The following is a 22709-nucleotide window of genomic DNA, read 5'->3' as shown; positions in this document are numbered from 1 at the left end:
GGACTCGTCAAGTATGCGATCAAGGTAGAGTCTTTTAACCAGCCTTCTTAAGCAGATTCGGCCGCGCCTCTGGCAAGGTGACCCCATCGACCGGGAAATAATCCCGGCGGGGAGACCAAAGCCGTGAGGCGTCAAACTACAACCGGGGTCAATCCCGCCGGGTCGAGCCGTATTGCGCGGCTCGACCCCCTCTCACTTCCAGCGAGCTTCGAGGCGCGTGACACCCGCGCCGACGGCGGCGTGCGTCGCGTCGAAATCCGTCGTGATCGCGTGACCGTGCGTCGCGCCGTGCGCGGCATGAGCATGGCAATAAGCATCCGTATTTCTGAATTCCTCGGCGTCGCGCTGCGCACGATCGAAGGCGCACCGACGTTGATCCTCAAGCATCGCGATCCGTCGTTGTCCGTACCGCTCGCGACTGGCCACGACAACATGGAGAACGACTGGCAGACCTGGTCGGAAACACTCGCGCTACCGCAACTGGCCGGAGGCGAGGATCAGTCCGCCGGCGAAGCGGCTCCGCGCCGCCGCAGACGCAACGTGATCAAGGCGCGACGCCCATCGATCCTGATGCGCCGCAAGGGCGGTGGCGATGTCGACACGATGAAGGTGCACCACGGCGAGCGCGAGATCATCGCCCGGGATTGAGATCAAAGACACCTTCGTCATTGCGAGAAGCGAAGCGACGAAGCAATCCAGCGCGGCATTCACCACAACCTCAGACCGGATTGCTTCGCTTCGCTCGCAACGACGGTGCCCTTCAACCCGCCCGCATCGCGGCGTCCGCCACGAGGCCTGCAAACAGCAACAGCCCCGCATCGCGGTTCGACTTGAACAGACGCAGGCAGAGCGCCGCATCGTCGATGCGGATCGAGCGAATCTGCCAGGCAAGGTGCACGGCGAAGGCAAGCAATCCGACGCAGGCAGTCGCGCCGGCGCCGGACAGGTAGATCGACACGCCGATCAGCACGACGGCCAGCGCATAGAAGAGCGCCAGCATCGTGCGAGTGTTTTCGCCGAACAACAGCGCGGTCGACTTCACGCCGATCAGCGCATCGTCCTCACGATCCTGATGAGCGTAGATCGTGTCGTAGCCGATCACCCAGGAAATCGCACCCGCATAGAGCGTGAACGCAGCCGGCCCCAGCGCGCCGAGCGTCGCAGCGAACCCCATCAAGGCGCCCCATGAGAAGGCGAGCCCCAGCACGACCTGCGGCCAGTAGGTAATTCGCTTCATGAAGGGATAGACCGCCACGATGACGAGCGAGGCGATGCCGGTTACGATCGCGAAGCTGTTGAACTGCAACAGCACGATCAGTCCGACGAGCGCCTGCGCCACGAGGAACGTCAACGCGCCCGCGAGGCTGACCTGGCCCGCAGGAAGCGGCCGCGACCGCGTGCGCTCGACGCTCGCGTCCAGATCGCGGTCGGTGATGTCGTTCCAGGTGCAGCCTGCACCGCGCATGGTGAACGCGCCGATGAAGAACAGCGTCAGCATGAGCGGCAAGCTGCCCACATCGCCGGCGATGCCAGAAGCCAGCGCCGCCGACCACCAGCACGGCAGCAGTAGCAGCCACGATCCGATCGGACGGTCGTAACGGGCGAGACGGAGGTAGGGCCGCGCCCATGATGGCGCGTGCGAGTCGACCCAGTTGCCGGTCGAATCAGCGACGCGGCCGCTCAGGTCACTCATCGTGAGCGCGATGTCGAAGCCCTGGAGTGTATTCCGTTCAGGTTGAACGGAATACACTCCAGATTCATTTCAGTGGTCGCATTTTCTTGCGGAAAGCCGGTATCCACCTTTCCGGAAAAGGCTCCAGCGTGCAGCTCAGCGCGCAAGGACGTTGCCGTTGATGGTATCGAAGGTGCTTCCGCCGCTTCGGACAGTGCGCACATCAGGCGCGGAGCTCGACCCGAGCACCTCGCTCAGCGACGGCGCCGCAGCCGGACCGCCGCCTTGCGGCTGGGCAGCCGCCTGGCAGACAGCCTTCATCATCTGCTGCGACCGCGCCTGGTTGGCTTTCAGCTGCTTCGGGACGTCGGCCGGAATGCCGCAGGCGGTTTGCTTGGTCGTGACATAATTCACAAGCTTCGTTTCGGCCTGGACATACGCCTTGATCAGGCCGCAGGCCTCCTGAGGCGGCGCCTTGCGTTCGCTGGCCGCCTTGATCATGCCGGCGCGCTTTTCCGCATCCTGTCGCAGCGGCGCGAACTTGGCCATGCACTCTTCCTGCTCGGCGGTTCCCTCGCCGCCCTGAGGCGGCGGTGCACCGAAGCCGCCAGAGGCCAGCCCACCACCAAGCGGCCTCGCCCCTTGCGAAAATACGCCCTGAGGCGCCGCGGCATTAGCCGCGGGCGGATTCGGAAACGGCGACGACGACGCCGATCTTTGCGCGCCATTCACCGGAGGAAATGGCGAGGCGGCAGCGTTATTCGCAGGCGCCGCACCCGACTGGTTGACCGGCGGGAACGGCGAAGCGCTGCCGCCGGATTGATTCGGCAAAGGAGCGGGAAACGCGCCTTGCGCGGAGGCCTGCACGCAAAAGGCAGCCATCGCGGAAAAGGCAAGCGGCATCAGAAGGCGGCGGACGGTCACAGTCTCTCCTCAAGGACAAGGTCCGGTCACGAACTTCGTGAGAGCTCAAGCAAGTGGCTTTTACGATTACCCAATCCGGTTAACAACCCGATGATTCCGGCATTAACGCGGCGCAATGCCGGCTGGTACGCCGGATTTAATGTTCGTACGTCTCTCAACGCACCGGTCCTGCCACCAGAACCGTACGCTTTCCCACTGTTCTTGACGGTCACATCCGCTACAACGCATGCAACCTGAACAAGGCCAATACAACCGACCGGTTACGCCTGAATGCCCCGCGCCGACTTCCGCACACCTCGCCTCTACGTCGACGCCGCGCTTACATCCGGCGGCACAGTCTCCCTCAGTCCGGAACAAGGCAACTATCTCGGCAACGTGCTGCGGCTGAAGAGCGGTGACAAGGTTCTCGTCTTCAATGGCAGAGACGGCGAATGGCGCGGCGCCATCGCGGGCCGCAAGCGGCCCGCGCACCTCACCGTCGAGGCGCAAACGCGGCCTCAGGAAGATCCGACACGTGTGCGCTACGCGTTTGCGCCGCTGAAACATGCGCGGCTCGATTACATGGTGCAGAAGGCCGTCGAGATGGGCGCGTCCGCGCTTTGCCCGGTGCTGACGCAGCACACGCAAGTCTCGCGCGTCAATCTCGAACGCATGCGCGCCAATGTCATCGAGGCGGCTGAACAATGCGGCATCCTCAGTGTCGCCACGGTCGAGGAGCCGCTGTCGCTCGAACGCTTCCTGCAGGCGCGCGAGGCCGACCGGCTCCTGGTGTTCTGCGACGAGGATGCCGAAGTTCAGAACGCAGTCGCCGCGCTCGAAGCCGTACGCGATCAGGCGGCCGGCGGCATCGACGTGCTGATCGGGCCGGAGGGTGGATTTGCCGAGCACGAGCGCGCGCTGCTGACGCGACAGCTTCACGTCGTGCGGCTGTCGCTCGGCCATCGCATTCTGAGAGCCGACACCGCCGCTGTCGCCGCGCTGGCGCTGGTGCAGACGGTGCTTGGTTAAGCGATCGCCGCGTCACGCGACTTGCCGGCGCCGCAGCGAAATCCGTCTGACTTGCCCCGCGCGAGGCCTGCTCTCTACCCCTCGTGGGGAGCTGGACAGGGGTAGCCACAAGCTCGGAGTTCGCGGCCCCCGTCCGAACCCCGGCCCCGGGAGGGAGGGAACATTCATGACGTGAATCCGAAGGCACCGCACCGACATAAGCCGTTAATTCAGTTGGCGATTGCGGGTCGAAAGTTGCCGTCGCCCGTGCTAAACGCCCCGCCACTTCGAAGCTTTCGGAACCGTTTCAATGACCGATCCCGCCGCGCCATCTGCGACCGGCTCCGCGTCCCGCGCGGCAGCGCTGCTGGCGTCGTTCGCGGCGTCAGGCTACATGCCCGCGCAACCGTCGATCCTGCAGCCGGCGGAACCATTCCTCGATCTGTCCGGCGAGGACATCCGCAAGAGCCTATACCTAACCACAGACGCGAGCGGCGACGATCTCTGCCTGCGCCCCGACCTGACCATCCCGGTGGCACGCGATTATCTCGCTTCGCCCAGCGCCGGCAAGCCGAAGGGCTTCTCCTATCTTGGCCCCGTGTTCCGCTATCGCGGCGAAAGACCAAGCGAGTTCCTCCAGGCCGGCGTCGAATCGTTCGGGCGCAATGACCTCGCCGCGGCCGACGCCGAGATGTTGGCGCTTGGGTTGGAGGCCACTGCAGCGTTCAGCATCACCGACGTCGAGATTCGCACCGGCGATGTCGGTCTGTTCGCGGCGCTGATCGGCGCGCTCGATCTCGCGCCCGTCTGGAAGCGGCGGCTGATGAAGGATTTCAACCGCAAGATCAGCCTTGCACAGGACCTGCAGCGAATGACTCTCGCCACCAGCGCGAGCCGCAGCGACTATCAAGGCGTGCTTGCCGCGCTGGCCGGCTCGGACCGCAAGGCGGCGCTGGCACTCATCACCGACCTGATCTCGATCGCGGGGGCGACGAACCTGAGCGGCCGCACCAATGCCGAGATCGCCGATCGTTTTTTGGAGCAATCGACCATGGCCGGCGGCGCGCTGCCGAAGGAAACCGTTGCGGCCATCGAGCGCTTCCTGACGATTTCCGGCGAGCCGGACGACGCGGTGGCGCAATTGCGCCGGCTTGCCGCCGACGCAAAGCTGGAGATTTCGGCCGCGATCGATCTGCTCGAGACGCGCATCGGCTTCATGGCCGCGCGTGGCCTCGATATTCCCACCATCCGCTTTGCCACGTCGTTCGGTCGCGGGCTCGATTACTACACCGGCTTCGAGTTCGAACTGCACGCCAAGGGCAACGGCAGCGAGCCACTCGTCGCTGGCGGACGCTATGACGGTCTTCTGACGCGGCTCGGCGCCGCACACCCAATTCCTGCCGTCGGCTTCTCCGTGTGGATCGATGCGCTCGCGCAGGCGGGAGATGCGGCATGACCCAGCCCTTCGTCATCGCCGTTCCCTCCAAGGGACGCCTGCAGGAGAACACCGACGCGTTCTTCGCAAATGCCGGCCTCAACATGGCGAAACCCGGCGGTGCACGCGACTATCGCGGCACCATTTCCGGCTTCGAGAATGTCGAGGTTGCCTATCTGTCGGCGAGCGAGATCGCCGCACAACTTGCGCGCGGCGCCATCCATCTTGGCGTCACCGGTGAGGACCTGGTGCGCGAGAGCATCGTCCAGGCCGACCGCAAGGTTAAGCTGATCGAGGGCCTCGGCTTCGGTTACGCAAACGTCGTTGTCGCGGTGCCGCAGGCCTGGATCGACGTGCGCAGCATGGCCGATCTCGACGACGTGTCGACCGAGTTTCGCACCCGTCACAACCGGCGGATGCGCGTTGCAACCAAGTACATCAACCTGACGCGAGGGTTTTTCGCGAAGCACGGCGTCGTGGACTATCGGATCGTCGAAAGCGCCGGCGCCACTGAAGGAGCACCAGCCTCGGGGACGGCTGAGCTGATCGTCGACATCACCACCACCGGCGCGACGCTCGCCGCCAACGGCCTGAAAGTGCTGGACGACGGCACGATCCTGAAGAGCCAGGCCAATCTCGTTGCCGCACGCGACGCCGACTGGTCGCCGCACGCGCTTGAGACGGCCCGCGTCATCTTCGATCACATTTCTGCCGGTGCGCGTGCGAGGTCCTTCAAGGAGGTGCGAACGCGCTTTCCGGGTTGCGACGCGGCATTGCTCGCCGACGCGCAGACGAAATTCGGCGCAGTGTCGCCGTTCGGCGGCCCGACATCATCCGGAATGGTGACGCTGCACTGCCCACCGGCGAAACTCTATGCGCTCGCGAGCTTCCTGCGTGATCACGGGGCGGAGGCGGTTTCCGTCGCTTCACTGGACTATGTCTTCGACCGCGCCGACCCGCTGTTCGAGCGACTTCAGGTGTTCCTGCGATCTTAAACACGCCGCAAGCTTTCCCAGAGCGTTGCAGGGGATAGCGGCGCTGTGACACGATGGCCATATTTGCAGAGGGCGGCGACGTTTCAGGATAGGAGCATGACACTGGGCGCCGACATTTCCGATCTGTCCGCCGACGCACGATCGAGTGCCAGCAAAGGCCTGTCGATCGTCGTACCGGCCTACAATGAAGGCGCGGGCCTCACGCACCTGCATGAGCGCATCGCCGCACTTGCTGCAAAGCTGAAGCAGACTTACGGCCTTGCCAGCGAAGTCATTTACGTCGACGACGGCAGCCGCGACGATACGCTCGCCGTCGCGCGCGGACTGAAAGCGACGACGCTGGACGTGAGCGTGATTTCGCTGTCGCGCAATTTCGGCAAGGAAGCGGCGCTGATGGCCGGCCTCGACCATGCGCGGCGCGGTGGCGCAGTGCTGTTCATGGATGGCGACGGCCAGCATCCGCCAGTGCTGGTCGAAACACTGGTCAGACACTGGATCGAAGACAGCTACGATGTCGTCTATACGGCAAAGGCGCATCGCAAGAATGAAGCCATGCTGCTGCGGCTCGCAGTGAGAGGCTTTTATGCGCTGATGAACTTTCGCGCCCGGCACAAGATTCCACCGGATGCCGGCGACTTCCGTCTGCTGTCACCGCGGGCGGCCGCGGCATTGCGCCAGTTTCCCGAGCGCAACCGGTTCTTCAAGGGGTTGTCGAGCTGGATCGGCTTCCGCCAGAAGCGCGTCGATTACGATCCCGAGCCGCGTGCGCACGGCCAGACGTCGTTCAGCCCGGGCCGGCTGATCGGCCTGTCGATCGACGGCCTGACTTCGTTTTCCGTCGCCCCGCTGCGGGCCGCGATCATGCTTGGCGCACTGATCGCGCTCGCCGCCTTCGTCGTCGGCCTGATGATCCTGTGGGAAACGTTCGTGGACGGCAAATCAGTGCCCGGCTACGCCTCAGTGATCGTCGGCGTGATGGTGCTCGGCGGAATGCAGCTCGTGATGCTCGGCGTCGTCGGCGAGTATATCGGCAAGATCATCTACGAGCTGAAAGCCCGGCCGGTCTATTTCGTGGCGGAGAAGACCACCCGGCGCGCAGGTAGCGACGAGATGCAGACCGACATCCCGCTTGCCGATTCGTCGCGGACCGCGGCCGAATGAGCGAGGCGCCCGCACCGCGCCGGATCTCGCTTTGCGCGGATGACTACGGCCTGTCGGAAGGAATCAACCGTGCGATCCGCGACCTGATCGCACGGCGACGACTAAGCGCAACGTCGGTGATGGTGGTGACCCCCGCCTTCACACGGACCGAGATCGACGCGCTGAAGAGCGTGGCCGCGGATGTGCCGGGATTCGCGATCGGACTGCACGTGACGCTGACGGCGCCGTTTCACCCGCTGACGATTCACGTCCGGCCGCAGAAAGACGGCGAGTTTCCCAAGCTCGGCAAGCTCCTGCAGGCAGGGGTGCTGCGCCGGCTCGACACAGAGATCCTGCGCGCGGAGATCGCCGCACAGATCAAGGCGTTCATCGACATGACCGGCAAGACGCCGGACTATGTGGACGGACACCAGCACGTTCAGCTCTTTCCGCAGGTGCGCGAGGCGTTTGTCGCGGCGGTGAAGGACCAGGTGCCGAACGCGTGGGTGCGGCAGTGCGGCCGCGGCGGACCACGCACCGGCCGATTCCGCGACGCCAAGACGCTGATGCTCGACGTGCTCAGCAAGGGTTTCCGCGATGACGCTACACGCGCTGGCCTTCGCTTCAATCCGGCGTTCGCCGGCGCCTACAACTTTTCCAAGAAGCCCGACTTCGCCAAGCTGTTCGAACGCTTCCTGATGCGCCTGCCCGATGGCGGCCTGATCATGTGCCATCCGGGCTTCGTGGACGCGACGCTGGTGGCACTCGACCCGTTCACGGACCAGCGCAAGAACGAGTACGACTGGCTGATAAGCGACAACTTTCCCAAACTGCTCGCGGCGCAGAATGTGACTTTGGCATGACTAGTGCTCCGTTCGCATCACTTTGCGGCACACTCTCATGCGAACTTCGGAAACATAAGGAGCACTAGCAACTTCATGATTCTAGTGCGGTTTTGAATTCTAGATTCCTGCGATGAGATTGCCGCAAGGTTGGCAGGAATTTCGAATTCACCGCACTAGCCGCTGGGGCCGGTCGAAATTGTCGCACATGTCCAAAAATTTATTTTCGTAAGGCGGCTTTGGGCCGCCACAGACATTACCTACATCGGGCCATGTCTTCATGGAGGAGGCGAAAATGAATCCCCAAGAGCGTCAGCTGCTCGATGAACTGTTCGACCGTCTTGCCAGCCTCGAAGGCGCCCCGCGCGATGCGGACGCCATGGCTGCTATCAGCCAGGGTCTCACGCGTGCACCGCACGCGATCTATCCGCTGGTGCAGACGGTGCTGTTGCAGGAGGAGGCGCTGAAGCGCGCCGCCGCACGCATCGAAGAGCTCGAGGGCGGAGCCCCCGCACAGGAACAGCAGGGCGGCTTTCTTGACAGCATGCGCGATGCGATCTTCGGCCAGCAGCAGAACCGCGGCTCGGTGCCGAACGTACGCGCCGGCAGCGCCGATCGTCCGGCGTGGAATACTGGCGCCGTCCTTCAAAACGATCCGCGCAACGCGCCGATGCCTCAGGGCGACCCCCGTATGCAGCAAGGCGGAGGACCTGGCGGCGGCTCGTTTCTCGGTACAGCAGCAGCCGCAGCGGCCGGCGTGATCGGTGGCTCGCTTCTCATGAACAGCATCGGCGGACTGATGGGTGGCGCCAAGCATGGCTTCGGCGATACCGCTGCGGGCAAAGACAGCGAGGGCGCAAGCCCGTGGTCGAATGACCAGTCGAAGGGTGACCTCGCGCGCGAGGCCGGCGCCGGCGATGTCGGCCGCGATGACCGCAATGCCGATGCGGCGGACTCGCGACAGAGCAGTTTCGACCAGGCTAGCAGCGAGCACCACGACGACGGCGGCGAAGACGACTACGGCTCGGACGACTTCGATTCCGGCGACGGCGACTTCGCCTAAGCGGCGACGAGCCTAGTCTGTAGCCCGCATGAGCGAAGCGACATGCGGGCCAGACTCTGCGGCAAGGATCCCCGGATGTCGCTCGCTCATCCGGGCTACACTCCGTTGATAGTGCCTTACCCCCCTATCGAATTGATGCGCATCTCCGTCGCGACCTTGCCGTCCTTGGCGAGGCACATCGCATTCCATTTACCGCCGGCGGCATCGACCATAATGTCGAAGGTGTCGTCCCAGAACAGCGGTCGGCGGAAGTAGATGTCGACGTCGATGGCCTTTGGCGCAAACTCCTTCCAGATCGCCTCGGTGAGGAAACGCACGCCATGGCCGCCACCGATGATCGGCGCGCGGTAGCCTGCGCGCCGGGCGGCGTCTTCATCGAAATGAATGGCGTTGGTGGTGTTGAGACCGTAGCCCTTCACATCCTCAGGCGTCAGCGTGAACTGGCAGAGCTTCGTCAGCGCCGAGAGATCGGCGATGACGGGAGCCGGCCGCTCGCCTGCGCCGCGCAGGTTGGGATCGGCATATTTGGTCGGGTCGGTCTTCAGCGACTTGCGCTTCGAGGTGATGCCGTTCTCGCCGTTCTCGCCGTGATACCAGGTTTCGCTGGTGGTCACCCGCCCCCGCGGCGAGGACTGCACATCGAGGATTTCGCCGGTGACCGTGATCTTTTCATCGAGCCGGAGCGGCCGGCTCTGCACCAGCCCCTGCACCATGTTCACGCCGCCGTTCGACGAGATGCCGTTGCGTACGCCCTCCTGGATCGCAAAGCTGATGAACGCCGACGGGTCGGCGCAGCCGCGGAAGGTCGCCGGATCAATGCCGCAATGCGCCATCAACCGTGCTTCGTTGGCCGCATCCACGACCATCACGCGCTTCTTGTAGCGAAGGCCCTTGTACGGGGCGATCTCCTGGATGTTCTCGACCGCGCTCATCGTCGTTCCCTTCACTCTTCTGCGTTGAAGGGGATTTTAGAGCGCGACGGGACCGGATTGGCAACCGCGTCGTCCCCGCGAAATCATACGGCCGCCACTCCGGTGACGCGGAGCTGGCGGCCGCGGCTGTGAGAAGCCAAGCAAGGTCAGATCAAGACGAAGTCAGATCACCACGACGCGGGTGCCGACCTTGACGCGGTTGTAAAGGTCGATGACGTCCTCGTTCCGCATTCGGATGCAGCCGGACGATACCGACGTGCCGATGGTCCAGGGCTCGTTCGAGCCGTGAATGCGATACAGTGATGAGCCGAGATACAGGGCCCGCGCGCCTAGTGGATTGTCGGGGCCGCCATCCATGAAGCGCGGCAAATCGGGACGGCGCTTCAGCATCTCCGCTGGCGGCGTCCACGACGGCCACTCCTTCTTCATCGATACCGTCTTCATGCCGGACCAGGTGAAGCCCGGCCGCCCGACGCCGATCCCGTAGCGCAGCGCCGTACCGTCGCCCTGCACCAGATACAGAAACTTGCTCGGTGTATCGATGACGATGGTGCCCGCGCCTTCGCGGCCCGGGTAACTGACCACCTGCTTGAAGAATTTCGGATCGACCGACGTCTCCGCGGGGCTGGCGGGCGCATAGGCCTGCCGGTCCTCATACATCGGCTGCTGCTGATACTGGTCGTAATACTGCGGCTGCTGATAGTACGCCGCTTGCGGCGCCCGATAAGGCTGGTGGTAGGGCGACGTCTCTCGCTGATGTCCACCAAACAGGAGCTCGATGAAGCCACCGCCCATGTTGGATCCCTGGTTGGTCCGTCCTCTGGACTGTGCGGCCGCCTCATCGGTGACGCAGGCGGCCAGAAACAAAGCGCTGAGCGCCAGCGCCGAAGCTTTTTTTCCGAACATCGACGTACTCTGCACTGCTCGTCGTTGACGATCGTCTCGCCGTTGGCCCCGCGAGACATTGAGGTCGGCGAACTCGCCGCGAGGTCACTAAAAGCGAAATCGAATTCGCTTTGGTAAACGCGATCGGAGTTTCGATTCACCACGACACGACACACAGGCTGTTCTTCGGCGTAGCGTTTATTTTCCATGAACGGCGAATGCGCATGGTTAATCGCGAGTGATCGCGCGCGCCGTTCGCAGGCGGGACGACGAACTCGATGTGAACTCCACGTTAAAAGACATCCGCTAGAACGCGCGACTGAAAATCGGTGGGGGAAATCTGATGCCTGTTCAGCGAAAGCGTTTTCGTATCGAAGAAGTCGGCTTTGAGACGATGCCGATGCCGGAAATGCTCGACGCGAGCCCGACGCCTTATCACAACGAGATCATGAGCGAGCTACGGGCGATCCGTGCACAGATGGCTGCGACGCATGACGGCCTGGACAAGCCGGCTTCGATCCGAACCGACAGCATGCAGGCCACGCTCGAAGCCTATCGCGCGCAGATCGAGCAGTGCGACAAGCTGAAGGTCGAGCTCGACCTGATCCATGAAGCCATCAATCGCACCAAGCGCGAGATCGCGGTATTGCACGGCAAAAGCTTCAACGGCGAGGAGATGACCAAGGTCACCGGGGAACTGGGCGCAGTGGTCGGCGGCACCGAGGAGGCAACCCAGCAGATCCTCGAGGCCGCGGAAGCGATCGACGAAGCGGCGAGCGCCATGGGCAAGCCGCTGTCGGCGGATCAGCAGGCCCGTCTCAACCAGGACATTCAAGAGCGCGTCATCACCATCTTCGAGGCGTGCAATTTCCAGGACCTGACAGGTCAGCGTATCAATAAGGTGATGACGACGATGAAGTTCATCGAGCATCACATCAACGTCATGATGGACATCTGGGGCGGCGTCGACGCGATCAAGGCGCATGCGCCGCCATTGGTCGACGAGCGCGTCGGCGACGAGCGCCTGCTCAACGGCCCCAAGGCGGTCGGCGAGGAAGGCCACGCCTCCCAGAACGACATCGACGCATTGTTCGGCTGAGCGGCTCGCCTCTCCGTATGGCCACACTTGCGGGAACAGGCGCTATGCCGGCCGCTTCAGCATCCAGAAGCAGCTCATCGCCACGAGGGTGGCCACTGCCGATATGGCGAGCACAGCCGCGTCGCTCGACCAGTCGATGACAAAGGCCAGCACAAATGGCGCGGTCGCCTGCAGGATCTGCGCGGGACGGGCGATGCGCCCGAGCACCTGACCGTAGCCGACCGGACCGAACAGCAGCAGCGTCAGCGCGCCGCGGGCGATGGTCATGATGCCGTTGGCCGTGCCGTAGACGATTGCAAACAGCGCGGCATGCTCGAACGAGATGCCGCCGAGCAGCAGCAGCACGAACGCCGCGGCCATCAGCGCCATGCCCATGCGCGCGATCCACAAGGGATGCGCCCTGCCCCTGGTTGCGAAATCAGCAAAACGCGAGACGACCTGCGCCGGGCCGATCAGCGCGCCGACCATGACCGCGCTGCCGGCATCGATGCCGCCCCGCTGCAGCATGCCGAGCAGGTGGGCGGCAATGCCCGACATGACGAACGCGTGCACGGAAAAGCCAGCGGCAATCAGCACGAACGGCAGGCCGCGCGGCGCAAGAAATTTTGCCGGCGGCGCCGCAGAGGGCGCGTGCGGGGTGGCAGGTGCGACGATTTTCTCCCGCGGCAGCGCGAAGGCATGCAGCGGCGCGACCACCAGCGCGAGGATGGCTGCGAACACCAGATAGGCGCCGCGCCAACCGACGACTTCGATCAGGCCATGCGTGGCAGGCCAGGCCACGGTTCCTGCCAGCCCACCCGCAAAAGTGACGATGGTGATCGGCCTACGCGCAGCCGTGCCGAAGAGGTAGGTCAGGGTCGAGAACGAGGCGTCGTAAAGCGTCGAGGCCATGGCGATGCCGATCAGGACCCAGGCGAGCAGGTAGACGATCGGGTTACCGGCAAGCGCGATCGCGATCAGCCCGCAAGCGCCAACCAGCGCGCCGACCGACATCACCAGATTGCCGCCGCGGCGGTCCACCATGCCGCAGGCAAACGGCGACGCGAGGCCGGACACGCCGAGACCGATGGAGAAGCCGAACATCGCCAGGGTGAACGACCAGCCGGTTTCAGCAGCGATCAGTGGCGCGGCCAGCGCGGGTGGATAGTAAAGTGCGCCCCAGCCGAGGATTTGCGTCACCGACAGAACGGTGATCGCGCGCGTTGGAGCTGTGACGATGCTGCGGAACATGGCTGATATTGCAAGCTTGCCATGCTCTCAAAGCGGCAATGACGGGTCCACCGCTAGCAAATCGGCACGAGGATGCCCAGCGTGCTGTTCAGCTCAAGCGCGGGGCGCGCAGCGCACATAGACCATGGTGCCGTAGCGATTGGACGCATCGGGGTCGAGGAAACGCGTCTGCATCACGCGCCCGTCGAAGGAGACGATCTCGCGATCCTTCTCGCCACCGCCAGGACCCGGCGGCCCAATATAGTTCTTGCCGGCAGGCCCTCCTTTGAGCCGCAATTCCTGCGGCTGCGCTTCGTCGGCAAGGTGCATGATCACGCCGCCGCCGGCACCGGCATTGATGACATAGGGCTGGCGGCACTGGTTGCGTGCGGCAGCCTCGGTGCGCGCGCGATCTTCCGGCTTGTGATAGGCGGCGAGCCCCCATCGGCCGACGATCTCGTCGGCGCGAATGCTCGCCGGCAGTTCCGCCACCGCAGGCGTATCAGGCGGAGGCGGAGACGACGAGCCTCCAAACATGCCGCTCAAGCTCGTGCCGCCACCACAGGCCGACAGCAGGCTGGCACAAGCACCAGCCATTGCCGTACGGGCGATTGCACGCGCAAATTTTGAACTGACCATCTCTAAGACATCCCCGCGCAGATTCTGGACGCGCCGGCTCTTTCTGGCAAGCGCGAACCCCAACAAACAAGCACCGCAGGCGAGATCCCCGAAATCGCGTCCGGCACATCCAGTTTCCAAATCATGCAATATCGGCCTCACCAAGGCCTTAAAGTGCGTTTGCTTGACAGGAACGGGCTAAAGGCCATATGTCCGCTGCCGGTTTAGCACTCTTCGGGACAGATTGCTAAATTTCCCATTCCGCCGCGCGCTTGAGCGCCATCGCCCAGCCTAACCTACCCTACCTAACGTACAGTGAGGATCCCCATGGCCAAGACGAAATTCCGTCCGCTCCACGATCGTGTCGTCGTCAAGCGCATCGACGCCGAAGAAAAGTCCTCGGGCGGGATCATCATTCCCGACACAGCCAAGGAAAAGCCCTCGCAAGGGCAGGTGATCGCCGTCGGTCCGGGCGGCCGCGACGAAACCGGCAAGCTCATTCCGATCGATATCAAGGTCGGCGACAAGGTGCTGTTCGGAAAGTGGTCCGGCACCGAGGTCAAGCTGGACAACGAGGAACTCCTGATCATGAAGGAGTCCGACATCATGGGCGTGCTGTCGTAAGCGCTGAACGCCCGATTTTCCAATCATCAGTCCATCCTTTGCACGGCTCGCACTACCTCAACAGGATGAGATGAAAGACCAGCATCAGGAGTAACAGATATGGCAGCCAAGGACGTCAAATTCGCAGGCGACGCGCGCGAACGCATGCTGCGCGGCGTCGACACCCTCGCCAACGCAGTCAAGGTCACGCTTGGTCCGAAGGGCCGCAATGTCGTGATCGACAAGAGCTTCGGCGCACCACGCATCACCAAGGACGGCGTCACCGTCGCCAAGGAGATCGAGCTCGACGACAAGTTCGAGAACATGGGCGCGCAGATGGTGCGCGAGGTCGCAAGCAAGACCAACGACACCGCGGGTGACGGCACCACCACCGCCACCGTGCTGGCACAGGCGATCGTGCGCGAAGGCGCCAAGTCGGTCGCCGCCGGCATGAACCCGATGGACCTGAAGCGCGGCATCGACATCGCCGTCGCCGCCGTCGTCAAGGACATCGAGAAGCGCGCCAAGCCGGTCGCCGCCTCGTCGGAAGTGGCACAGGTCGGCACAATCTCGTCGAACGGCGACACCACCATCGGCAAGATGATCGCGCAGGCGATGCAGAAAGTCGGCAACGAGGGCGTGATCACCGTCGAGGAAGCAAAGTCGCTGGAGACCGACGTCGACATCGTCGAAGGCATGAAGTTCGACCGCGGCTACCTGTCGCCGTATTTCATCACCAATGCCGAGAAGATGACGGCGGAGCTCGAAGACGCCTACATCCTGCTGCACGAGAAGAAGCTGTCGGGCCTGCAGGCGATGCTGCCGGTGCTGGAAGCGGTAGTGCAGTCGGGTCGTCCGCTGCTGATCGTCGCTGAAGACGTCGAAGGCGAGGCGCTCGCAACCCTCGTCGTCAACCGCCTGCGCGGCGGTTTGAAGGTCGCAGCGGTCAAGGCGCCGGGCTTCGGCGACCGTCGCAAGGCGATGCTGGAAGACATCGCGATCCTGACCGGCGGCCAGCTCATCTCCGAGGAACTCGGCATCAAGCTCGAGAGCGTGACCGTCCAGATGCTCGGCCGCGCCAAGAAGGTGGTGATCGACAAGGAGAACACCACAATCGTCAACGGCGCCGGCAAGAAGAAGGACATCGAAGCGCGCGTCGCCCAGATCAAGGCGCAGATCGAGGAGACCACCTCGGATTACGACCGCGAGAAGCTGCAGGAGCGGCTTGCCAAGCTCGCCGGCGGCGTCGCCGTGATCAAGGTCGGCGGTGCGACCGAGGTCGAGGTGAAGGAGAAGAAGGACCGCGTCGAGGACGCGCTCAATGCCACCCGCGCGGCGGTGCAGGAAGGCATCGTCCCCGGCGGCGGCACGGCGCTGCTGCGGGCCAAGAAGGCAGTCGGCAAGCTCGCCAATGACAACGCCGACGTGCAGGCCGGCATCAACATCGTGCTGAAGGCGCTGGAAGCTCCGATCCGGCAGATCGCGGAGAATGCCGGCGTGGAAGGCTCGATTGTCGTCGGCAAGATCCTCGACAACAAGGACGACACCTACGGCTTCGACGCCCAGAACGAGGAATATGTCGACCTCGTCGCCAAGGGCATCATCGATCCTGCCAAGGTCGTGCGCACCGCGCTGCAGGACGCAGCGTCGGTCGCAGGTCTGCTCGTCACCACCGAAGCGATGGTCGCCGAGCTGCCGAAGGAGCCGGCGCCGGCGATGCCGGCCGGCGGCGGCATGGGTGGCATGGGCGGCATGGGCTTCTGAGCCCGACTGCAACGCCGAAATCGAAGGCCGCCTCCGGGCGGCCTTCTTTTTTGGCAGTCGTGTTTTTTGGCAAGAATAGCGAGCGATTTCCTTCGTATCGCCATCGGCGCCTGATCTATAGATAGCCGGTTCGAACTAAACGCCTGCTTCGAGGGGTGCCGATGCGCGCGACAATCCTGTTTTCGATTCTTCTGCTCACTGGAATCCCTCCGGCGGCGTCCGCAATCTTCGCGCAGGCAGGCAAGGCCACAAAAGCCGCGCCGGCAAACGAGGCGCGCTACTTCACGCATCTCGAAGGCCTGATGGAGGATCGCGCCGACGTGGTCCTGAGGGACGTGCGCCAGAACGGAGAAACGACGGCGGCACAGCTGGACGTCTGCTTCCCCACACTGACAGACGCCAACCGGACCGACCGCTTCGTGGTGGATCTTGCGGTCTCCGGCGACAAGCTCTCGGGGACGGCGCAAAGCCGCGAGGGCAAGGTTCCCGTTACGGTCAATCTCATCCGCAAGCGCAACGGGTCCAGCTTCGATTTCACGGGCAAGATCACCATCGGCGGTCAGGTCTCGGAGATCGAATCGACCGACAACAGCGACGTCAGCGAGAGAGAATTCAGGGAACAGCAGGCGACCGAGGACGCGATCTCGGCCACGCCGGAGGATTTCACAGAAGTGTCACCCGAGGCGATCGCCGTGAAGGTCAGGCGCGACAGCGTGGTCGATTTCGTGCGCCGCCTGCGCGGCGAGAACATCCAGGTGGCGCTCTATGGCCTGCTGGCGTCCTGCGCCGAGCTGCGATCCGACGAGCAGGTATTGCGTTTCACGGTGGATCCCGAGCGGGCGCCGGCGCTGATCGAAAAGCTGCGTGCCCAGCCGGAGGTGATCACTGCCGGCTGGACTGACGGCAACATGGACATGGAGCGAACCATCCGCTTCCCCGCCGCCGAATGGCGCGAGGCCGGCAAAATCAGCCGCGATAAGCTTGCCGCCGCTGTCTCGAATGCGCTGGCCACATCGCTGCCGGCCAAGGTGGTGTCGTCAAACTGGAACCCGATGAGTGGCGAGCTCAAGATCCATTTGAAACGGCCGAGCACCATCCTCCCTGCGCTTGGCCTGGTTGAAAGCATCGAAATCACCGCACTGGTGTCCCCCGACAGGCCCGGCGCGTCGGATCACCTGCTGCTCTGGACCGGCAGTGCGTCGATCGAGACGGTGGACGAGAGTGCGGGACCGAAGCTCAACCTGGTCGAGAACTCCAGCGGCAACGACGAAGAGACCCTGACGCTCAACGACGAGCAGATGCTCGCGGCATTGGCAAAGCAGTTCCGCGGGCAACGCTGGGATTCGGAGACCTCGGCCTGGAAATAGCGACTCGCGCGCTGAATTCGACCTGCGCACGAACGTCAAATCCAAAAAAGCGCGCTAGTTTCATAAACTTGCCAGTCATCTTCCTGGTTCTCACGCACGCCTGCGAGGGTGCCGCAAGGTGACGCGAACGTTAGAACGGGGACACCCGCAGCCATTGACTTGACCCGACGCGGCGGCAAAGAACGAGCCCGCTGAAACGGAGAGGTCAATGGCCCGCTATGATGTGGTGGTGATCGGAGCCGGTCTCGGCGGACTGACGGCCGGCGCAATCCTTGCGCGCGAAGGCCGCAAGGTGCTGCTCATCGAGCGCGGCAACTCGGTCGGCGGCGCCGCGTCCAGCTACAAGGCCGGCGACCTGTTCATCGAAGCCTCGCTGCACAAGACTTCTGGCCCTGAAGACGCACGCGACCTCAAGCATCTCGCGCTGACCCGCGCCGGCGTGCTCGACAAGGTCGAGTGGGTCTCGACCGGATCGGTTTTTGAGGTGCGCGGCGGCCCGTTGCGCGAGCCGTTTATGCTGCCGGCGAACTTCGCCGCAGCGCGCGAAGCGTTGACGCAGCGCTTTCCCGACGCCCGCGACGGGATCGCCTCGATCCTGCACGAGATGGAGCGTCTGGCGGACGCCGCCGGCACCCTGGCGCGCGAGGGGCGCTTCCGGAACACGCTCGAGAACCTCGACGCCTTGAAGGCGGCCTTGCCGGAAATCCACGACTGGGATCTGTCGCTTGCGCAGAAATTCGACGCCGCGTTCGGCGGCAATGAAGCCGTGAAATGCGCGCTGGCCGGCAACCTCTGGCACTATCACGACGACCCAGCGTCACTGTGGTGGATCTTCTTTGCAACGGCCCAGGGCGGCTACCTGCAAAGCGGCGGACGCTACGTGAAGACCGGCTCGCAGCGGCTCTCGAGCGCGCTGGCCCGGACGATCCTGCGTAGCGAAGGCTGCGCGATCGCGCTCCGCCGCGTCGCCACCGGCATCGGCGTTGATGCGCAAGGTCGCGCCAACTCGGTCACCCATATCGCCAAGGCGGGTGGCGATCCGCAGACGGACGAGGCGGATTGCATCGTCAGCAACGCCGCGCCGGGCGTGGCGGCAGCACTCCTGCCGGAGGCCGAGGGCTCGCGGTTGTCGGCGAGCTATGCCGGCCGCAAGTCATCGGTGTCGCTGTTCGCGCTGACGCTCGGCCTGTCGTGCAAGCCGGATGCGATCGGGCTGACGAGCTATTCAACTCAGTTGCTGCCGGAATGGATGGCCAGCCTGGCCGATTACGCGAAGGGCTCGGCACTGTTTGCCGACGAGCCTGCGGCCCGGATGCCGCCCTTCTCGATCGTCAACTATTCGGCAATCGATTCCGGCGTGCCGGTTTCACCCTTCATCGTCTCGGTCGTCGGGACCGACCGCCTTGCCAACTGGGAAGGCATGGAACGATCCGTCTATACCGCCAAGCGCGGACGCTGGCGCGATGCCATCGTCGCCCACCTCGACGGCATCTATCCGGGCCTGCAAGCGGCTGCGGTCGCCTCCTCCTTCAACACCGCAAGCTCGATGGTGAGCTACCTGAATGCGCCGGACGGCGCGGCCTACGGCTTTGCGCCCAACCCGCCGGATGCATCTCACACTCAATCGCGATCGCCGCAAACGGTCATCGACCGCCTCTATCTTGCGTCGTCCTATGCCGGGTACGGCGGCTACAACGGCGCGATTCAGGCGGGGCAAGCCTGCGCCGACACCATCATCGGCGCCGGTTAGCGGCCCGCCAGAACCCCTTTCTTTCGGCGTTGCTCTGGCTATTTGGTCGGCCGGGGCCTACATGAAGTTCCATCACCGGCTGAATCTGCTCTAGGCGCCGGTGGCTGAGAGACGCGATCGCGCTCCCGCCTGCCATAGGAGGAGCGCCATGAATGCGATTATCCACCCGCTGCGCTCTCATCAGTCTCGACCGGAAAGGACGGAGGCTCGATCTCCAATCGAGTGATCCCATGGCGATCACCCAGGGTGAGTACCAGAATTACGACTACGATCGTATGATCGTTCGCTTCACGCTGATGCAGGACGACGTCGAGGTGCCGTGCTCGATCAGCACCGCGGCGATGGACGCTCTCGAAGGCCGCGCCGGGGTGAGCGCGAGTCAGCGCGAAGCTCAGTTCATACGCCTGCGCCAGCGGATCGAAGCTGCGGCGATGCGAAAGATCCTCGTATCGGAACTCGAGGGAACCCCGCGCGGGGTGGTGCTTCGCAGCATTGATTTCCGTCTTTAGCGCGGCGGCTGCACTTGCCGGTCCTACTCGAGTGAACACTACAGAATTGTGAGCCACTTCACGCTTGGAGATCAGCGATGACCCACAGATTTTCCGAAGGCCAGCGAGTCCGTTATCGCGCCGGCCACAGCGCGATGCCGACAGGCACGGGCTCTTTCAAGATCATTCGGGCGCTGCCGATCGAACGCAATGGCGAAATTCGTTACCGCATCAAGAGCGAGGCTGAAAGCTTCGAGCGTGTCGCCGACGAAGCCAGTCTTTCCCTGACTGTGTGAGCCTCGAATGCAAGCAACTTCCACAGTCGGCGATCCTGCGCGTGACACCTGATCAATCAAGGAACCTGAGAATCGGCCAGCGAGTGTCTTGGCAGGGAGACGATCAGGATCGCGGCGTCATCGTTGAGCGGGACTGGAGCGGTGTCAGAATCAGCTGGGACAATGGCAAGACGAGCTTCTACCACCACAACGACATGCGCGAGGTCGCCCAGGCGCCGTGGAAGACTTGACGACGCTGGGCCCGCTCACCGCGCGGGCGCAGCCAAGTGTGTACCGACCGACGCGAGCAGCAGTTCGTACGCGCGGTCGACGATCTCCTCGAGCGAAGGCGACGACGCGAGCATGGCGCGCGCGTAATTCAGGAACTCGTCACGGCTCGGCAAATGCGGCAGGTGCATGCCGGCAAGAGCCTCGGTCGCACCATCGCGCGCCTTGGCGATGCCTTCGCGCAGCGCCAAGAGCTCGTGCCCCTGCAGCGAGGACTTCAGGGCGGCGGCAATTCGCTCCGCATCGAAGCGTGCGGCAAGACGTGCTGCCGCGCGGTTGATCACCTTCGAGCCGAGCCGCTGCTCATTGCGCAGCACCGGTTGCGGCGGGGTCTTGAGATCCCAGACCACGCCGAGCCAGGAAAGCGCCTTCAGGATGTAGTAGGTCGGATCGATCTCCCACCAGCGAAAGCCTTGCCGCACGCTGCTTTGATAGGCGTGATGATTGTTGTGCCATCCCTCGCCCATCGTCATGAACGCGAGGAGCCAGTTGTTCCGGGAATCGTCGCCGGTCACGTAGCGACGGCTGCCATGAACATGAGCAAGTGAGTTGATGCAGAAGGTGGCGTGGTAGACCAGCACCGTGCTCCACAGGAAGCCGACGACGAGTCCCGACGACCCGCCGACGAGGAAGCAGAGGACGCCCAGGACGACTGCGGGCAGCAGTTCGTATTTGTGCAGCCACACCAGTTCCGGAAACCGCGTCAGGTCGCCAACCTTGGTCAGGTCCGTGCTGTCATGGCGTTTGGCGAAAATCCAGCCGACGTGGCTGTAAAGAAATCCACTCTGCACCGGCGAGTGAACATCCTCTTCGGTATCCGAATGAAGATGATGGTGCCGGTGTTTTGCGGCCCACCAGAGAACGCTTTTTTGAGCAGTCGTCTGCGCCAGTACGGCCAGCATGAACTGGAACGCCCTGCTGGTCGCGTAGGAGCGATGTGAAAAGTACCGGTGATATCCGGCGCCGATCGCAAATATTCGGAGCCAATACAGGCTGACGCAGATCGCCAGCGCCTCCCAGGTGACGCCGGTCCAGACGGCGGCCAGACATCCCACATGCACGAGCACGAAGGGAACTGCGGACGGATACATGATGTCGTCATGTGCGTCGTTGCGGGACATGTGTCTCCTTGGATGTCGCTAATCGAGAATGTCGCTAATCGAGTCGACTGAGCTGATCTTCCGAGACCACGCGCTCGAAATTCTCCGCCTCGCTCTTGATGCGATATCGGACGCGTCCGTCGCCTTCGACGGGCAGACATTTCGTGATGGTGTAGACTAGGCGCTCGCCGGGCGCGCTGCCCTGTTGCGGGCCCTGACGCTGATGATGAACTTCGTCATCAATTGCGTAGAAATGAGCCATTGTGCCTCCGAAGAGCTGATGATCATCGTGTCTAGGCTATTGGCCTCTGCGACACAAACGCATTATCGCTCATGCCGCCGAGAATGCGCTTGTATTCGCGGGGGAACGGCCTACATAGGCTATATTCGATTTGTGGCAATTGCCTTGTTGATCGGCGCCAGACGGCCCTTCCCGAGACATCGCTGAAGATTGGATCTGAGCCCCCACGGAGGTCGTGCGGGCGTTTTGACGCATGTGCGTTCTGGAGAGGCTAAAAATGGCCACAGGTGTGGTGAAGTGGTTCAACGGTCAGAAGGGGTTCGGTTTCATTCAGCCGTCCGACGGAAGCAACGACGTGTTCGTTCACATTAGCGCTGTCGAACGCGCCGGACTTTCCGGATTGGCTGAAGGCCAGAAGGTCTCCTACGACCTGAAGACCGACAAAATGCGCGGCAAGACCAGCGCCGAAAACCTCGCACTGGTTTAAGCCGCCTTCGCCGGCGGTTTCACGGATGTACTGAAACGCTTGTCGATGAAGAGAGCCTCGCTGGAAACGGCGGGGTTCTTTGGCATGTCGCGCGATTGCAGATCGCGCTTCGGTCAATTCGCATTCAACCTGAAGCGAAGCTGCCGCGGGCCCGCGAGCACCAGAACATCGCCTTCCCGTCGCCAGGTCGCGACATCCGCGAGTGCCGCCAGTAGTTGATCGTCCGCCGCAGCGCGATCTGCCGGGCAGCCGCGATCGTCGACCGGACCGGGCACGAAAATCACAGTCTCATTTGCGACGGCGAACTGGCCTCGCGCCCCCTTGCACCACAGTTCGATGATCACGTCGCCGCTGCGGCCGATCTCGAGGTTGGGAATTCGCTTCGAGCCGCGCATCGGTGCCGCATCGAGTGTCAATTCGGATTCGAACGGGAATCCTTCCTGCGCGAATGACGAAAGCCCGTTGAAAGCTGTCATGAACACAGCCAAAGCCGCAAACAGAAGTCGCTGCAAGTTTGCCTCCGCGCTATCGATGGCGGGGTTTCT

General features: G+C 63.4%; 25 protein-coding genes. 16 read left to right on the top strand and 9 right to left on the bottom strand.

What is annotated here, in order from left to right; genetic code table 11:
• The first annotated feature begins 123 nt into the window (after positions 1–123).
• Complete coding sequence (locus RCO31_RS03690; protein WP_308966874.1) at positions 124–648, top strand: DUF6101 family protein; 525 nt, start codon at positions 124–126, stop codon at positions 646–648.
• 112 nt (positions 649–760) lie between these two features.
• Here the strand turns inward: RCO31_RS03690 and ubiA are convergent, their stop codons facing one another.
• Together ubiA and RCO31_RS03680 are read right to left on the bottom strand one after the other, a co-directional pair.
• The gene (gene ubiA / locus RCO31_RS03685) at positions 761–1693 is read right to left on the bottom strand and encodes a 4-hydroxybenzoate octaprenyltransferase (protein ID WP_308966873.1); all 933 of its coding nucleotides are present in this window, start codon (positions 1691–1693) and stop codon (positions 761–763) included.
• Positions 1694–1828: 135 nt separating this feature from the next.
• A complete protein-coding gene (locus RCO31_RS03680; RefSeq protein ID WP_308966872.1) occupies positions 1829–2596 on the bottom strand; it encodes a hypothetical protein in 768 nt (255 codons plus the stop codon).
• 270 nt (positions 2597–2866) lie between these two features.
• Here RCO31_RS03680 and RCO31_RS03675 point away from each other — a divergent pair, with 270 nt between their 5' ends.
• From RCO31_RS03675 to RCO31_RS03650, 6 genes are all read left to right on the top strand, one after another.
• Entirely contained in the window at positions 2867–3604 is a 738-nt protein-coding gene (locus tag RCO31_RS03675; RefSeq protein WP_308966871.1) for a 16S rRNA (uracil(1498)-N(3))-methyltransferase, read from the top strand.
• 289 nt (positions 3605–3893) lie between these two features.
• Positions 3894–5039: an ATP phosphoribosyltransferase regulatory subunit gene (locus tag RCO31_RS03670; RefSeq protein ID WP_308966870.1), complete on the top strand. Its 1146-nt coding sequence runs from the start codon at positions 3894–3896 to the stop codon at positions 5037–5039.
• Positions 5036–6013, top strand: a complete 978-nt coding sequence (gene hisG / locus RCO31_RS03665; RefSeq protein WP_308966869.1) for an ATP phosphoribosyltransferase — start codon at positions 5036–5038, stop codon at positions 6011–6013. The genes RCO31_RS03670 and hisG overlap by 4 nt, the downstream gene beginning before the upstream one ends.
• 96 nt (positions 6014–6109) lie before the next feature.
• The gene (locus tag RCO31_RS03660) at positions 6110–7174 is read left to right on the top strand and encodes a glycosyltransferase family 2 protein (RefSeq protein WP_308966868.1); all 1065 of its coding nucleotides are present in this window, start codon (positions 6110–6112) and stop codon (positions 7172–7174) included.
• Positions 7171–8016, top strand: a complete 846-nt coding sequence (locus RCO31_RS03655) for a ChbG/HpnK family deacetylase (protein ID WP_308966867.1) — start codon at positions 7171–7173, stop codon at positions 8014–8016. Before RCO31_RS03660 ends, RCO31_RS03655 begins: the two co-directional genes overlap by 4 nt.
• A gap of 274 nt (positions 8017–8290) precedes the next feature.
• Positions 8291–9058, top strand: coding sequence for a DUF2076 domain-containing protein (locus RCO31_RS03650; RefSeq protein WP_308966866.1), 768 nt, complete (start codon positions 8291–8293; stop codon positions 9056–9058).
• Positions 9059–9174: 116 nt separating this feature from the next.
• Here RCO31_RS03650 and RCO31_RS03645 read toward each other — a convergent pair whose 3' ends face one another.
• Both RCO31_RS03645 and RCO31_RS03640 read right to left on the bottom strand, forming a co-directional pair.
• Positions 9175–9990: a hypothetical protein gene (locus RCO31_RS03645; RefSeq protein ID WP_308966865.1), complete on the bottom strand. Its 816-nt coding sequence runs from the start codon at positions 9988–9990 to the stop codon at positions 9175–9177.
• A 162-nt stretch (positions 9991–10152) separates the two neighbouring features.
• On the bottom strand, positions 10153–10896 hold the full coding sequence (locus RCO31_RS03640) for a L,D-transpeptidase (protein WP_308966864.1): 744 nt from the start codon (positions 10894–10896) through the stop codon (positions 10153–10155).
• A gap of 322 nt (positions 10897–11218) precedes the next feature.
• Here RCO31_RS03640 and RCO31_RS03635 point away from each other — a divergent pair, with 322 nt between their 5' ends.
• Positions 11219–11974, top strand: coding sequence for a protein phosphatase CheZ (locus RCO31_RS03635; protein WP_308966863.1), 756 nt, complete (start codon positions 11219–11221; stop codon positions 11972–11974).
• A 42-nt stretch (positions 11975–12016) separates the two neighbouring features.
• Here RCO31_RS03635 and RCO31_RS03630 read toward each other — a convergent pair whose 3' ends face one another.
• On the bottom strand, positions 12017–13204 hold the full coding sequence (locus tag RCO31_RS03630) for an MFS transporter (protein ID WP_308966862.1): 1188 nt from the start codon (positions 13202–13204) through the stop codon (positions 12017–12019).
• Positions 13205–13297: 93 nt separating this feature from the next.
• Complete coding sequence (locus RCO31_RS03625; protein ID WP_308966861.1) at positions 13298–13822, bottom strand: hypothetical protein; 525 nt, start codon at positions 13820–13822, stop codon at positions 13298–13300.
• Between the two features lie 306 nt (positions 13823–14128).
• Here RCO31_RS03625 and groES point away from each other — a divergent pair, with 306 nt between their 5' ends.
• The 7 genes from groES (at position 14129) to RCO31_RS03590 (ending at position 20299) form a co-directional block, all read left to right on the top strand.
• A complete protein-coding gene (gene groES / locus RCO31_RS03620; RefSeq protein ID WP_308966860.1) occupies positions 14129–14425 on the top strand; it encodes a co-chaperone GroES in 297 nt (98 codons plus the stop codon).
• 99 nt (positions 14426–14524) lie between these two features.
• Positions 14525–16168, top strand: a complete 1644-nt coding sequence (groL, locus tag RCO31_RS03615; protein ID WP_308966859.1) for a chaperonin GroEL — start codon at positions 14525–14527, stop codon at positions 16166–16168.
• 161 nt (positions 16169–16329) lie between these two features.
• The gene (locus RCO31_RS03610; protein ID WP_308966858.1) at positions 16330–17535 is read left to right on the top strand and encodes a hypothetical protein; all 1206 of its coding nucleotides are present in this window, start codon (positions 16330–16332) and stop codon (positions 17533–17535) included.
• Between the two features lie 208 nt (positions 17536–17743).
• A complete protein-coding gene (locus RCO31_RS03605) occupies positions 17744–19285 on the top strand; it encodes an FAD-dependent oxidoreductase (protein ID WP_308966857.1) in 1542 nt (513 codons plus the stop codon).
• A gap of 152 nt (positions 19286–19437) precedes the next feature.
• A complete protein-coding gene (locus RCO31_RS03600; RefSeq protein WP_308966856.1) occupies positions 19438–19794 on the top strand; it encodes a DUF1488 domain-containing protein in 357 nt (118 codons plus the stop codon).
• A 77-nt stretch (positions 19795–19871) separates the two neighbouring features.
• Complete coding sequence (locus RCO31_RS03595) at positions 19872–20069, top strand: hypothetical protein (RefSeq protein WP_308966855.1); 198 nt, start codon at positions 19872–19874, stop codon at positions 20067–20069.
• A gap of 83 nt (positions 20070–20152) precedes the next feature.
• Positions 20153–20299, top strand: a complete 147-nt coding sequence (locus tag RCO31_RS03590; RefSeq protein WP_308966854.1) for a hypothetical protein — start codon at positions 20153–20155, stop codon at positions 20297–20299.
• A gap of 15 nt (positions 20300–20314) precedes the next feature.
• Here the strand turns inward: RCO31_RS03590 and RCO31_RS03585 are convergent, their stop codons facing one another.
• Both RCO31_RS03585 and RCO31_RS03580 read right to left on the bottom strand, forming a co-directional pair.
• Positions 20315–21457 carry a fatty acid desaturase gene (locus tag RCO31_RS03585; protein WP_308966853.1) on the bottom strand — a complete coding sequence of 381 codons (1143 nt, stop codon included), beginning with the start codon at positions 21455–21457 and terminating at the stop codon, positions 20315–20317.
• 34 nt (positions 21458–21491) lie between these two features.
• On the bottom strand, positions 21492–21698 hold the full coding sequence (locus RCO31_RS03580) for a hypothetical protein (protein WP_308966852.1): 207 nt from the start codon (positions 21696–21698) through the stop codon (positions 21492–21494).
• A gap of 256 nt (positions 21699–21954) precedes the next feature.
• On the opposite strand from RCO31_RS03580, the gene RCO31_RS03575 reads away from it, so the two are divergent.
• Positions 21955–22164: a cold-shock protein gene (locus RCO31_RS03575; RefSeq protein WP_308966851.1), complete on the top strand. Its 210-nt coding sequence runs from the start codon at positions 21955–21957 to the stop codon at positions 22162–22164.
• A gap of 113 nt (positions 22165–22277) precedes the next feature.
• Here the strand turns inward: RCO31_RS03575 and RCO31_RS03570 are convergent, their stop codons facing one another.
• Complete coding sequence (locus RCO31_RS03570; protein ID WP_308966850.1) at positions 22278–22640, bottom strand: META domain-containing protein; 363 nt, start codon at positions 22638–22640, stop codon at positions 22278–22280.
• Positions 22641–22709: the final 69 nt, after the last annotated feature.

This window comes from Bradyrhizobium sp. LHD-71 (genome assembly GCF_031157255.1).
GTDB lineage: Bacteria > Pseudomonadota > Alphaproteobacteria > Rhizobiales > Xanthobacteraceae > P52-10.
Note: the sequence above shows the minus strand (reverse complement) of the source record. Positions and strands in the feature narration are given on the sequence as shown.

Bases quoted from the DNA above. Each gene is read 5' to 3' on its own strand.
- RCO31_RS03610 (WP_308966858.1), top strand. From the start codon at position 16,330: ATGCGCGCGACAATCCTGTTTTCGATTCTTCTGCTCACTGGAATCCCT.
- hisG (WP_308966869.1), top strand. From the start codon at position 5,036: ATGACCCAGCCCTTCGTCATCGCCGTTCCCTCCAAGGGACGCCTGCAG.
- RCO31_RS03625 (WP_308966861.1), bottom strand. From the start codon at position 13,822: ATGGTCAGTTCAAAATTTGCGCGTGCAATCGCCCGTACGGCAATGGCT.
- RCO31_RS03630 (WP_308966862.1), bottom strand. From the start codon at position 13,204: ATGTTCCGCAGCATCGTCACAGCTCCAACGCGCGCGATCACCGTTCTG.
- RCO31_RS03660 (WP_308966868.1), top strand. From the start codon at position 6,110: ATGACACTGGGCGCCGACATTTCCGATCTGTCCGCCGACGCACGATCG.
- RCO31_RS03575 (WP_308966851.1), top strand. From the start codon at position 21,955: ATGGCCACAGGTGTGGTGAAGTGGTTCAACGGTCAGAAGGGGTTCGGT.
- RCO31_RS03675 (WP_308966871.1), top strand. From the start codon at position 2,867: ATGCCCCGCGCCGACTTCCGCACACCTCGCCTCTACGTCGACGCCGCG.
- RCO31_RS03580 (WP_308966852.1), bottom strand. From the start codon at position 21,698: ATGGCTCATTTCTACGCAATTGATGACGAAGTTCATCATCAGCGTCAG.
- ubiA (WP_308966873.1), bottom strand. From the start codon at position 1,693: ATGAGTGACCTGAGCGGCCGCGTCGCTGATTCGACCGGCAACTGGGTC.
- RCO31_RS03605 (WP_308966857.1), top strand. From the start codon at position 17,744: ATGGCCCGCTATGATGTGGTGGTGATCGGAGCCGGTCTCGGCGGACTG.
- RCO31_RS03670 (WP_308966870.1), top strand. From the start codon at position 3,894: ATGACCGATCCCGCCGCGCCATCTGCGACCGGCTCCGCGTCCCGCGCG.
- RCO31_RS03570 (WP_308966850.1), bottom strand. From the start codon at position 22,640: ATGACAGCTTTCAACGGGCTTTCGTCATTCGCGCAGGAAGGATTCCCG.
- RCO31_RS03640 (WP_308966864.1), bottom strand. From the start codon at position 10,896: ATGTTCGGAAAAAAAGCTTCGGCGCTGGCGCTCAGCGCTTTGTTTCTG.
- RCO31_RS03600 (WP_308966856.1), top strand. From the start codon at position 19,438: ATGCGATTATCCACCCGCTGCGCTCTCATCAGTCTCGACCGGAAAGGA.
- RCO31_RS03585 (WP_308966853.1), bottom strand. From the start codon at position 21,457: ATGTCCCGCAACGACGCACATGACGACATCATGTATCCGTCCGCAGTT.
- RCO31_RS03635 (WP_308966863.1), top strand. From the start codon at position 11,219: ATGCCTGTTCAGCGAAAGCGTTTTCGTATCGAAGAAGTCGGCTTTGAG.
- RCO31_RS03655 (WP_308966867.1), top strand. From the start codon at position 7,171: ATGAGCGAGGCGCCCGCACCGCGCCGGATCTCGCTTTGCGCGGATGAC.
- groL (WP_308966859.1), top strand. From the start codon at position 14,525: ATGGCAGCCAAGGACGTCAAATTCGCAGGCGACGCGCGCGAACGCATG.
- RCO31_RS03645 (WP_308966865.1), bottom strand. From the start codon at position 9,990: ATGAGCGCGGTCGAGAACATCCAGGAGATCGCCCCGTACAAGGGCCTT.
- RCO31_RS03595 (WP_308966855.1), top strand. From the start codon at position 19,872: ATGACCCACAGATTTTCCGAAGGCCAGCGAGTCCGTTATCGCGCCGGC.
- groES (WP_308966860.1), top strand. From the start codon at position 14,129: ATGGCCAAGACGAAATTCCGTCCGCTCCACGATCGTGTCGTCGTCAAG.
- RCO31_RS03650 (WP_308966866.1), top strand. From the start codon at position 8,291: ATGAATCCCCAAGAGCGTCAGCTGCTCGATGAACTGTTCGACCGTCTT.